Origin of the sequence: Mesorhizobium sp. M5C.F.Ca.IN.020.32.2.1, from assembly GCF_004023105.1 — a bacterium.
Taxonomy (GTDB): Bacteria; Pseudomonadota; Alphaproteobacteria; order Rhizobiales; family Rhizobiaceae; genus Mesorhizobium; species Mesorhizobium wenxiniae.
This window is the reverse complement of record NZ_RZSX01000105.1, coordinates 1-10,881: the sequence shown is the minus strand read 5'-3', so window position 1 is coordinate 10,881 and position 10,881 is coordinate 1. Positions and strand designations below refer to the sequence as shown.

Below are 10,881 nucleotides of genomic sequence, written 5' to 3'. Positions count from 1 at the left end.
GTGTGGGGGCGGCGGGTCGAGACGGCGCACACCGAAATGCCCGGCATCAGCATGCCTTGCGTCACCAGGTCGGTGCCCATCTCGCCGGAGCCGATGACGCCGATGCGCACCGGACGGCCTTCCGCGGCGCGCTTGGCGAGATCGCTGGCAAGCCCGGTCAGGGCGACATTGGTCATGCGCAAGTCCACTGCTTTTGATTTGAAGGGGGAATAGCAGGGAATGGTAACCTTTTGCCAACGAAACCGGCCGCCGTCGGCAATTTCTTGCGCATGCCCCCGGGGGACTGGAGAAGCTGGTTCAGCGTCGGCGGTTATCGAGGAGCGCAGCTAACAAATCGAGTGAAATTCTTAGACATTCCTTTATGCTTTGCTGCTTGAATAGGCAAATGGGATGGGGTGCCGGTACCTTCAGGCGTTTTTTCAGCTGTCCGCGACGAACCAGCGAGAGCGGCAACGTTGCTATTATTTTTGCCCTGTGTTTGCCGATTGTTGTCGGCGGAGCGGGGCTCGGTGTCGAGACTTCCTATTGGTATTACAGCAGCCTGAAGTTACAGGCGGTGGCGGATGCGGCAGCCTATGCTGGCGCTTTGGAAAAAGTTTCGGGATCCGACAAGCCAACGATTATCTCGGCCGCGACACTGTCGGCGATCACGAACGGCTGGGGACCATCGACAGGCACAATCGAGGTCTTCACGCCTCCATCGTCCGGACCGAATGTCGCAAAAAAGGCCGTTGAAGTAGTCGTCTATCAGACGCTCGATCGATTTTTCACATCGATATTCAGCCAAAGCGCGGTCGGCGCACAGGCCAGGGCTGTGGCTCTTATCACGGACGCGTCAAAAGCCTGCGTTCTGGCGCTCAATCCTTCCGCTTCGAGAGCGGCGCTTTTTTCCGGCAGTTCGAACCTCAAGCTGACCGGCTGCTCCGTCATGTCGGATTCAATCGCCGCGGACGCCCTCAAGCTTCAAGGGTCGGCATATCTGGAGGCCGATTGCCTGATATCGGCAGGCGGTGTTTCATTGAGCAACGTTGTAAAAACCGTTTGCGCGAACCCGCTTACCCAGGCGCTGCCCGCTGCGGATCCTTTTGCCGACTTGCCGGCGCCACCAGCCACGAACCCCTGTCAAAACGCCAATCAGTCGACCTTGCAACCTGGAACATACTGCAAGGGGCTCAGCTTGAGCGGCAGTGTAACGCTCTCGCCTGGGGTATATGTAGTTGAGGGGGGCGATTTCAAAGCAAGCGCGAACGCAAATATTTCCGGCGACGGAGTCATCATCTATCTGGCCGGCAGCTCCGGCGTCAGCATGAACGGTACGGCCACCGTCAAGCTTAGCGCACCGACGTCAGGCACCTATTCGGGTGTGCTGTTTTACGGCGACAGAGCAAACCTGGCGGGATCAAACTCGTTTAATGGCACGGCGGATTCGCTTTTGACCGGTGCTCTGTATTTTCCAACGCAGGGGGTTAAATATCTCGGCAATTTCTCGGGCCAAGGTGGTTGCACACAGGTCGTCGCCGATACGATAGAGTGGTCCGGCGCTACAAGCATAAAGCAGAATTGCACCAGCCTCGGAATGCGAGAGATCCCGGCGGCGCAATCCGTTCAGCTTGTCGAGTAACCGTCATGGAACGGCGGTCAGGTCGGATTTTCCGCAACGATTCGGGTGTTGCTGCGGTGGAGTTTGCCCTGATTGTGCCGATCCTTTGCCTGGTGCTTTTCGGCATCATTGACGGCTGGTCTTTCGTATCAAGCTCGCTGTCGATGCGCGCAAGCGTCAAGACGGCGGCAAATCTTGTGATGGAGGGAGCAACCGACGACGCGGCCACCCAAGCCGTTGCCCTTTCGAGTTGGGAAAACCATCCCGAAGGCGCACAGGTTACACTGGGCCGGAAATACATGTGCGGAAGCACCGTGGTCGATGCATCGAGCCTGTGCAACGGGGGGACGAAAGCTCCCTCGGTCTTCGTGGAAATAAAAGCGACGGCGACCTGGTCCCCGCCCTTCATTTTTGGCGCGTTTTCTCTTTCTCGCGACATCGGCCATCAAGAGGTGATCCGTGTCCGCTAAGCGGATCGCGAGAGCGTTCAGCCGTGATACATCAGGTGGGACTGGGCTGGAATTCGCGCTGATCGCACCTTTTCTGATAATGCTTTTGTTCGGTATCTTCGCATTCGGCTGGGCTCTGAATGCCATGTCCAGCGTTCGCTATACGCTGGAAACGTCCTCACGTGCGCTGCAATTGAAGAACTCGCTGACCGAAGCCGAAATAGAGGCCATAGCCACAGAAAAATTGCTGGGTTTGGGATTGAAAGATGTCGATGTGACGATAGCAATCGACCCTCCCAGCGGCGGCTTCCGCATGGCGCATCTCACGGCCAGATATGCTTTCGTGATCGAGTTCCCGTACTTCGACCAATATCCGATCAATTATGCGACAACTGTCACAGTTCCGTTGGTTGGATCGTGAGAGCGTCCAACAGCGCCTTTAGGCAACAGGCGGCGGGCGCCGATTGATTAACACCGCCGCAGGGGGATGGCGGCGATCGGTGGCGTGGGCGAACGGGTCGTCGTCGCTACAAAGACACTTTCTGGACAGGACAGCCATCACCGCGCTAGGCCGGACCAGGCTCGTCACGCTTGCGCAGTCATGCCGTCAGAGCGACGGCAAGCGGCCGGGCATAGGGCGGCATACGCAGCGGCAACTTGACAATGGCCCAGTCTTTCAAATTGTGTGAAATCACGATCAATAGAGAGTCGGCACAGACAGATGGGCGAGACAGATATGGCGTGGAGCGAAAGAAAGACCGGTTACGGCAAAGGCCACTATTTCAACCAAATGGGCCTTGCCCTGCTGGTGCTCGTCTTTCTCATCGCCCTGCCGCTCGCTTTCTTTCCCGAAGACATACGGAAGTTTTACCTCAGCGAAGGCGGTCCAATTGAAGTCTTCTCGGCCGCAGGCTACCTGATCGTCGTGGCAACGCTTGTCCGGGAAATGTCCTATCGAGACCTGCTCAAGCGGTGGTACCTTGTCGCCATCCTGATCGCGATGTGCCTGCGCGAGCTGGACTTTCATGCGCATTTCACCACCCACAACATCACCAAGACCACCCTCTATATCTCGCCTGACGTTCCGCTGTTGGAAAAGCTAATCGGCGCGACGGTCGTTATTGCCCTCGGCATTGCCTTCTATTTGCTCCTGAAGAACGGCTTCCGTAGCTTTGTGCACGGGCTTCGCCACGGCGAGGCGACTGCCGTGGCCATTGCCGCAGCTGTGGGCTGCGCCGTCCTTTCCAAGGTCATCGACGGGGCGCCATCAAATCTCACATTTCTCAGCATCCAGCTCACCCGGATCTATACCTCCACAGTGTTCGAGGAAATCCTCGAATTGGGGATTCCGATCTTCCTAGCCATCGCGGCGTTCTCGGCCTTCCCGACGCAGGATGGTCTCACAAAGAGAGCCTCGGGACAGATCACGCCAAACAACCCAAGATCCGTCACCTAAACGCCGGATCCAAACGGACCAGAACTTCTCGAATGTGATGCTCTGGTCCGCCGCGGTGTTGCCTCTATTTGCTTGGGAAGCAGGTGAGGCAAAACATGTGGAATGTGGCGAAAGACGGCTGGACACTTCTTAAGGAGAGCATCCTCGGCTTCATCAATGACAATGCCTTGAGCCACGGGGCAGCGATGGCGTTTTATGCCACGACCTCGCTTGCACCGATCCTGCTCATCGTTGTCGCCATCGCTGGCATGGCCTTCGGAAACGATGCGGCACAGCTGGCGCTTTCGGCCCAGATGGCGGGCCTGATGGGTCCGCAGAGCGCCGAGCTTCTGCAAGCGACAATCGAGAACGCGTCGCACAAGGAGGCGGGAACTGTTGCCAGCATTTTGGGGCTCGTCACACTTTTGGTGACCGCATCCGGCGTGTTCGGCGAAATGCAGGTTGCCCTGAACGAGATCTGGAAAGTCAAACCGGGTGGCACATCGATTTCACGGCTCGTGCGGGCACGCGCTGCCAGCCTGGGTCTCGTCGCGGCGCTTGGCTTTCTGCTGCTGGTGTCCCTTGTCGTAAGCGCTGCAATTTCGGCGCTTGGAGATATCATCAACGCATATCTGCCCTTTGGCACCCTCATCCTGAGCGCAATCAACTGGATCGTTTCGTTTGCCCTGATCGCTCTGTTGTTTGCGGCAATCTACAAGGTCCTGCCCGACCGCGCGCTGCAATGGCGCGACGTTGGCGTCGGCGCGGTAGTAACGGCGTTTCTCTTCACGATCGGCAAGTCGCTGATCGGTTGGTATATCGGAACCAGCGCCGTCGCATCGTCATACGGGGCAGCCGGTGCGCTGCTCATCGTGCTGCTGTGGGTCTTTTATTCGTCGGAGATCTTTCTGTTGGGCGCCGAATTTACACGAGCCTACTCGGTTCGATACGGCAGCCGATCCGATCTGGAGGCGACTATTGAAGCAAGTAAATCGCGAAAAGATGCCGGCGACGCCGGCCAGGATCGAAAAGTCTGAGAACGAAGTCATCGGCGGGATTTCGGCAGTCTCCTACCACGGTTTTAAGCCATTTCTGGCATTAACACCGGCGCTGAGACGTCCGGCGCGGCGCCCCGAGGCGAGCGTGGTCTTGGGGACATCCGGGGGGACATCCGGTCGAAGCGACGTGCGAAGTTCCTTCGCCGCAGCCACCAGCTTGGCGCGGTTGCTTCCATATCTCTTGATCAACTGATGGACTTGCGCGGGGGTGATGCCGTTCTGCCGGGCAAAATACCTTACTACGTAATCCTCGCTGCCGGAGATCCGATCCCAGTGGCGGGGATAGAGCTTCGCCGCGTCGGCTGTCATGCTTACTCTCCTTTGGTCACGTTTGCGCGCAATGTATGATTGGCCAACGCAAAACGGACGAATTCGTTGCCGGATGCGACACCAGCGCGCTTCGCTTTTTCACCGGAGGCCCGAACGCCCGGCCAAAGCAACCCGACCGGCGCGCCTTTAAGGCATATGCAGATTTTTCGAGACTCAGCCCTCTGGCACGCGCATGATATGGGCAGGGAGGAAAAGCCATGCGCGAATTGCCAAAGAGCATTGACGCAGACGTTGTAATCGAAATCAGCAGGTTGCTCGACGACCGTGCGAAGTCGGCACCAGTGCCAGTCCACAAGCTTGCCTCGATGATCTCGAATAGTGTCGAGACCGATCTGCCGACAGCTTCCATCGAAGAGTTGATCGTGGAAATGGCCATGACCCGCCAACTTCCGATGCTGTTCGATCTACCGGGGGCGGATGCAGACAACGTCATATCGATCGCCTTGGCGCGCGCCAGATGATCCGGCTGAGGGACCTTTCCGTCGAGTGTGATTTCAAGACGCGGATCGTTCTTATCCTGCTCCAATTCGCGCCACTGGCTCCGGCCGGCGGCTTTTTGCTGCGTCGCCAAGGATAATCGTCATGGGCAATAATCGTCACGGACGATCCGCTGTCTGGGAACATGTGGTGTCCAGTTGCATTTCCTCTAGACAACAAAGGAGGAATTCATGAACTGGGATCAAATCAAGGGAAAATGGATGCAGTTCAAAGGCCAGGCCAAGGAGCAATGGGGTGACCTTACCGACGATGACCTTGATCGCATCGAGGGCAATCGTGACCAACTCGCAGGACGCATTCAGGAGCGGTATGGAATCGCCAAGGAAGAGGCGGAGCGCCAGATAGACGACTGGTCCAGAAATCTCACCTGAGCGTCCAGCATCGAGGCCGCACCGTCGATCGGCGCAGCTTCGACAGTCCTAGAGCGGGTTGGGTTCGAATTGGACTGGGCATCTCGCTCTATCTATTTGTTTAGCCGCATCTCTGCGACGCCATTGATTCCACTTGGCTGCAAATGCTCCAAGCCTGCCGCTCCGAAATGAGCGGTGGGCGACTAAATGCGACGGTGGCGGGTTGCTCTGCGCCAGCCGTCGCTCCAGGATCTTCGGAACGAGAGCTAGCGCGCCGATTGTCTCTTGGCCTGTGCGGCGACGGCCGTGAGGAAAGCCGTTGCGGCAGTGTCGCACGCCGCTCGGGACGGGCTATAGGCGAAAAGGATCAGTTCGGCAGCCCTTATCGTAAGGCCATGCTTTTTAGCGAAAGCAGCTATTTCGTAAGGCTTGTCGTGGTCTATGGCCGGACCGTAGTCTTCGTTCATTGCTTCCTCCCGTTTGCGACGTTCCTCGCCTTGGCTCCTCCGGGCGCAAGGATTAACTTACCGGGCGTTGAGAGAGTCTACCAATTGGAGATTGCAAAAGGCCTGCGGTGGAGACCTCCTGATACGGCGCGTCGAGGCGAAAGACTCCATTTTGTCCGCTGCACCTCGAAAAAGATATATGATTGCGCTGATATCGCACGTGGTCGACGCAAGCCAATGCCGATCTTTTCAGTCAAGCACACGACCGTCTATCGCTACACGCAACCGGTGACGTTTGGCGAGCATCGGCTGATGTTCAGGCCGCGCGATAGTTTCGATCAGCGACTTCTGGATCATGCCCTGTTGGTGGACCCCGAGCCGAAAGAGGTTGGCTGGATCCATGACGTTTTTGGAAACTGCGTTGCGGTAATAGACTTCCAGGGTTCCGGCGACGAACTGCGTTTCGTGACAGACATTCGGCTCGATCACACGCCGCAGCATGCGCCTGATTTCCGTATCGATGAAGCAGCACTCAGCTATCCATTTTCCTATGATCCCGACGAGGCAACCGACCTCACCCAAACCATCGAGCGCCATCATCTCGATGACGGCGACGAGATCGGCAAATGGGCACGACAGTTCGTGAGCGCCAGAGGCCACACCGAGACGGGCAAATTGCTGATGACACTTTGCTACGCCATCCACGAGAGCTTTGTGTATTCCCGTCGAACTGAATCAGGGACGCAACCGCCGCTCATGACCTTGCACCTGCGTCGAGGCACATGCCGAGACTTTGCGCTGTTCATGATGGAAGCGGTTCGTTCGCTCGGTTTTGCTGCCCGTTTTGTGACTGGTTATGTCTATGTGCCGAACCGCGACAGCGCTACTGTCCTCGGCGGCGGTTCGACGCATGCCTGGTGCCAGGTCTATCTGCCTGGCGCGGGTTGGGTCGAGTTCGACCCCACCAATGGCATTGTCGGCAACCGGGACCTTATCAGGGTGGCTGTGGCCAGGCATCCTGGGCAAGCCATCCCTCTTTCCGGAAGCTACTGCGGCAGCGCGTCGAACTTTCTCGGCATGACGGTGGAGGTCAAGGTGGTGAAGGAAGCTGGCATCAAATAACCAGCATCAATAAAAATTAGCATCCTCTAAATGTGTTCGGAACTGTTCTCGGCAATCCGGAGTTTGCTTTAATCAACGCATTGGAGCTTCGATGCGTATCCGCGCAGGTTTCAACCTCGCCTACGAATGTCCGCAGCCGACACCGATGCTGCTCGTCCTTGATATCCATCCTTCACGTCGCGGGGATCTTTTGACGGAACAGATCATCGGCTTCGATCGCCCGGTCGACGCCCGCGGCTACATCGACGTTTTCGGCAATTTATGCACGAGAATAGAGGTGCCCGCGGGGCTTACGACGATATCAACGAACTTCGAAATTCATGACACCGGCAAGCCAGAAATTGTGGCCGCGGGCGCCGTCCAGCACGATATCAAAGAGCTGCCCGACAACGTGCTCAGGTTTCTTCTCGGCAGCCGCTACTGCGATACCGATCGGCTTGGCGACTTCGCTTGGAGCAGTTTTGGCAATACCGCACCCGGGTGGGCGCGCGTCCAGGCGATCTGCGATTTCGTTCACGAACACATCACCTTCAACTACCAGGCTGCGGACACGCTGCGGACCGCCTATGGCGCGCTAACCGACCGGGCCGGCGTGTGTCGCGATTTTGCGCATCTGGCAATCACGCTGTGCCGTTGCATGAACATTCCGGCGCGATATTGCACCGGCTATCTCGGCGACATCGGCATACCGCCGATGCCGTACCCCATGGATTTCAACGCATGGTTCCAAGCCTATCTCAGCGGCCATTGGTTCACCTTCGATGCACGGCACAACCAGCCTCGCATAGGCAGGATCCTGATGGCGACGGGATGCGATGCCAATGACGTCGCTATCTCAACGAGCTTCGGTCTTTCCCGGCTCACCCGCTTCGAAGTGATCACAGAAGAAATCCACGCCGAGCCTGAGAAGGCGTCAGCCCGCCGCACCTTTCGGCATGACGGGCTTCAGCGTGACGGGTCAAGTCAGTCGTAGACCTTCACAATCTTGCGGGTACCTGGATCGACCAGGACGGTTCGGCCATCGACGACGACGTAGCGGTACTGAACGTCCGGCACCTCGTACAGCTCGACTGTTTCGGGCAGAGGTGTGCCGATGTTGAGCTCCACGCCGGGAAGGCTGAGTGATGCCACTGGTTTCTTTTTCACGTATTCGCGGATCACAGTGTCCTGCTCGGGTTGAATAATGACGTCCTGAGCGGCGGCGGCGCTGACGCCAACGAACAGAAGGATGCCTGCCGCAGCCGATGTAAGTTGCTTACCCATAATAGCCTCCAAGCAACCTTCAGCTGCGGTGCTTGATTGCTGCCGCGACGGGTTGCATAGTTATCTGAACGATGCGGCGCAATTCTTGTTCCATTTTGTACGGCGCGAACCCGCTGCCACGGAATATCAACGCTGACGTTCGCGGCTGCCCGCGAACGCGCTCCCGCTCAAGGCTTAGGTTCTTCCGGAGGAGGCGCGTTTGGGACTGGACAATCAGGATGTGGCCATTTTTCACACGGAGAGGGCTTGTCGCCAGCGTCGCCATAACGTTCCACGAGTTTTGCGAATCCGTAGGCGAAGGCGGAAAGCAGCGCCAGGATAACCACTATGCGAGCGGCCATACGGGATTATAGCAGGATCCCGCTTAGGATTGACCCCAGTATCAGCTTGCGCTCGACAAGTTTGCGGCGAGGTTCGCAAGATCTGAACGCATCTCGTGAGCTTCCTTGCCACAGCTGGGCGACGTGAATGCGTCGGTACGCTGGCATGGATTTGCGCGGGCTCGCCGGCACCGGCCGGTGGAAGGACGAAAAGTCAGTAGCTCGCTACGCGCATGTCCTCGTTTCGGAAGGCTGATTGCTCCCGACTCGTAAATCGAAAGTGCCCAGGCGAAGCGCACTATTGAAAATCTTCGGGATAAACTGGTGCTGCGAGAGAGGATTGAACTCGGTCAACAACGCACCAACTACCTGTTTCTATTGAGACTTTCCTGCCGCTTAATTTGACCTGTGTACCAGCCTTGTGTCTTCTCGACAAGGGCGGCGCGCAAGTGCGGTGCCGGCGGGATGCGTCCTCCCTGCTTAACGGTGACAGTAGCCGGTAAGGTCCTCACGAAACCAGTTAGCATGTTTCGAGGTCCTCACGTTGATTGCGGCGCTGAAACCCTTGTGGCGTATGGGATCGAGCATCAAATGAACCGGGCAGTTGTCTCCCCGACGAGAGGAACTTGTGATTGGCTGGGGATTTCCCCACTTAGTAGTCATCGGCTGACACCGGCAGGCGCTTTACGATTTCCTTCTCGACGGCAGAAAGCTCAGCCAAAATGGCCTCCAGCCCGTCCCTTCCCTTGATCGCCCGGACCCTCAGCGCAACCTCTTGAAGGTATCCAATCGCGGCGTCACGGTGCCTCGCATCCGGATTGTAGGTTCCATCGTAGGTGTCATCGGGCGCTTCCGGAAAATCCTCCGTCCGCTCCCTTTGAAGCTGGTGATAGGTCATCGGGGCGTCGGCCTTTAGCCACTTCAGGACTGTTTTGTGCGCAATCCCTCCAAGGTCGATTGCCATCTCCCGCGCCGACTTGATCTTGCCGTTTGCTCTGCCTCCTCGCGGGCCGGGATGGCGATGCTGCTTGGCCTTGAGGTAGTTGCGGAACGCCGTTCGCTTCTCCTTCGGCGACAGCTTCTCGCCATGCAGGAGGTTGGCCCGTGATGCCAGCCAAAGGATTTCCTCTCTGCCTGTGACGGAAATGATCTGGGCCTCGATCAGCTCTTTGCCCAACTCCAGAGCCGCTGTCGCGCGATGCCAGCCATCTATGATGGTGTAGACTTTCTTCGCCCCTTTCGCCTGAGCTTCGGCCACCTGAATTGCCTCAAACCCCACGACCGTGGTCCCGTTGGGGTCGTACTCGGCCATAGCCTGTCGATACCGGCGCACCAAGTCCGGCTTGGTCTTCTCCCTTATCTGGGTGTCCACATCGAACATGATGTCGGCAACGCGGATGTGTTTGGTGTTCAAGTCTGATCGCCCTTCGGAAATGGCCGGGGCAGAGCGGCTGCCCGATGTTGAATTAGGAGTTCTGTGGCTTGCTCCAGCGCCGCGCCAACGTGCCTCAGGACCCGTCCCCGAGACCTCGGATAGACGTGCAGTTCCTTGACGTTCGGCCCCTCGCCCCACCTCTTATGCGTCCCCGAAGCCATCTTGTGGATCAGCTTCGCCGCCTGCACTCGCTTGAACTCGATCTTGCTCTCGGCTTGTGGATCGTCCCGAATGATCATCTCGATTGCGAGCCAAGCCGCCACCACCCGCCGAGGGTCCACTGCGGCGTTTCTGAGCCTCGCCCAGGCGGCCTTGGCGCGGTCCTGAGGAGACAGTCCGCGAAGCCTGAACGCCTCCACACGCGGCCCTGAGGTCTGCAGCAGGGTGGCCACACGGTCGATGGCATTGCGGACATAGGTGTCATCCTCGTGAGCCTCCAGCCATGCCAGCGCAGCGTCCCGGTATGGTGCGATCTCTCGCGCCCCGTAGGATGGACGGTACGGGCTCCCATGGCGTGAGTAGTGGTCAGCGTGAGGTCGACAGAACCGAGTGTCCAGCCCGTCCTCCGTGCCCGC

Annotated in this window: 13 protein-coding genes and 1 pseudogene; 9 read left to right on the top strand and 5 right to left on the bottom strand. The window is 57.9% G+C overall.

Going from position 1 to position 10,881, the window contains the following annotated elements:
• Window positions 1–176: pseudogene (locus EOA86_RS40050) on the bottom strand (homoserine dehydrogenase); the annotation flags it as partial.
• Window positions 177–385: 209 nt separating this feature from the next.
• Here EOA86_RS40050 and EOA86_RS07940 point away from each other — a divergent pair.
• From EOA86_RS07940 to EOA86_RS07920, 5 genes are all read left to right on the top strand, one after another.
• Window positions 386–1,621, top strand: a complete 1,236-nt coding sequence (locus EOA86_RS07940) for a pilus assembly protein TadG-related protein (RefSeq protein ID WP_127212030.1) — start codon at window positions 386–388, stop codon at window positions 1,619–1,621.
• Between the two features lie 5 nt (window positions 1,622–1,626).
• Window positions 1,627–2,070, top strand: a complete 444-nt coding sequence (locus EOA86_RS07935) for a TadE/TadG family type IV pilus assembly protein (RefSeq protein WP_128341157.1) — start codon at window positions 1,627–1,629, stop codon at window positions 2,068–2,070.
• Entirely contained in the window at window positions 2,060–2,470 is a 411-nt protein-coding gene (locus EOA86_RS07930; protein ID WP_128341156.1) for a TadE/TadG family type IV pilus assembly protein, read from the top strand. The genes EOA86_RS07935 and EOA86_RS07930 overlap by 11 nt, the downstream gene beginning before the upstream one ends.
• A gap of 300 nt (window positions 2,471–2,770) precedes the next feature.
• Window positions 2,771–3,505, top strand: coding sequence for a hypothetical protein (locus EOA86_RS07925; RefSeq protein ID WP_128341155.1), 735 nt, complete (start codon window positions 2,771–2,773; stop codon window positions 3,503–3,505).
• A 95-nt stretch (window positions 3,506–3,600) separates the two neighbouring features.
• Window positions 3,601–4,521: a YihY/virulence factor BrkB family protein gene (locus EOA86_RS07920; protein WP_128341154.1), complete on the top strand. Its 921-nt coding sequence runs from the start codon at window positions 3,601–3,603 to the stop codon at window positions 4,519–4,521.
• 33 nt (window positions 4,522–4,554) lie between these two features.
• On the opposite strand, the gene EOA86_RS07915 is transcribed toward EOA86_RS07920, so the two are convergent.
• Window positions 4,555–4,851 (bottom strand): DUF3606 domain-containing protein, encoded by a 297-nt coding sequence (locus EOA86_RS07915; RefSeq protein WP_128341153.1) that lies wholly within the window; start codon window positions 4,849–4,851, stop codon window positions 4,555–4,557.
• Window positions 4,852–5,069: 218 nt separating this feature from the next.
• On the opposite strand from EOA86_RS07915, the gene EOA86_RS07910 reads away from it, so the two are divergent.
• The 4 genes from EOA86_RS07910 (at window position 5,070) to EOA86_RS07890 (ending at window position 8,261) form a co-directional block, all read left to right on the top strand.
• On the top strand, window positions 5,070–5,333 hold the full coding sequence (locus EOA86_RS07910) for a hypothetical protein (protein WP_127212410.1): 264 nt from the start codon (window positions 5,070–5,072) through the stop codon (window positions 5,331–5,333).
• Window positions 5,334–5,540: 207 nt separating this feature from the next.
• Window positions 5,541–5,741 (top strand): CsbD family protein, encoded by a 201-nt coding sequence (locus EOA86_RS07905; RefSeq protein ID WP_029348486.1) that lies wholly within the window; start codon window positions 5,541–5,543, stop codon window positions 5,739–5,741.
• A gap of 662 nt (window positions 5,742–6,403) precedes the next feature.
• Window positions 6,404–7,288 carry a transglutaminase family protein gene (locus tag EOA86_RS07895; RefSeq protein ID WP_128341158.1) on the top strand — a complete coding sequence of 295 codons (885 nt, stop codon included), beginning with the start codon at window positions 6,404–6,406 and terminating at the stop codon, window positions 7,286–7,288.
• Between the two features lie 91 nt (window positions 7,289–7,379).
• Window positions 7,380–8,261, top strand: a complete 882-nt coding sequence (locus EOA86_RS07890; RefSeq protein WP_128341152.1) for a transglutaminase family protein — start codon at window positions 7,380–7,382, stop codon at window positions 8,259–8,261.
• Here EOA86_RS07890 and EOA86_RS07885 read toward each other — a convergent pair.
• The 3 genes from EOA86_RS07885 to EOA86_RS07875 all read right to left on the bottom strand — a co-directional run.
• The gene (locus EOA86_RS07885) at window positions 8,252–8,551 is read right to left on the bottom strand and encodes a DUF1236 domain-containing protein (RefSeq protein WP_065009244.1); all 300 of its coding nucleotides are present in this window, start codon (window positions 8,549–8,551) and stop codon (window positions 8,252–8,254) included. The two genes, EOA86_RS07890 and EOA86_RS07885, sit on opposite strands and share 10 nt — an antisense overlap.
• A gap of 972 nt (window positions 8,552–9,523) precedes the next feature.
• Entirely contained in the window at window positions 9,524–10,252 is a 729-nt protein-coding gene (locus tag EOA86_RS07880; protein WP_128341151.1) for a hypothetical protein, read from the bottom strand.
• A 29-nt stretch (window positions 10,253–10,281) separates the two neighbouring features.
• A partial coding sequence (locus EOA86_RS07875; RefSeq protein ID WP_128341150.1) for a hypothetical protein occupies window positions 10,282–10,881 on the bottom strand: 600 nt, incomplete at its 5' end.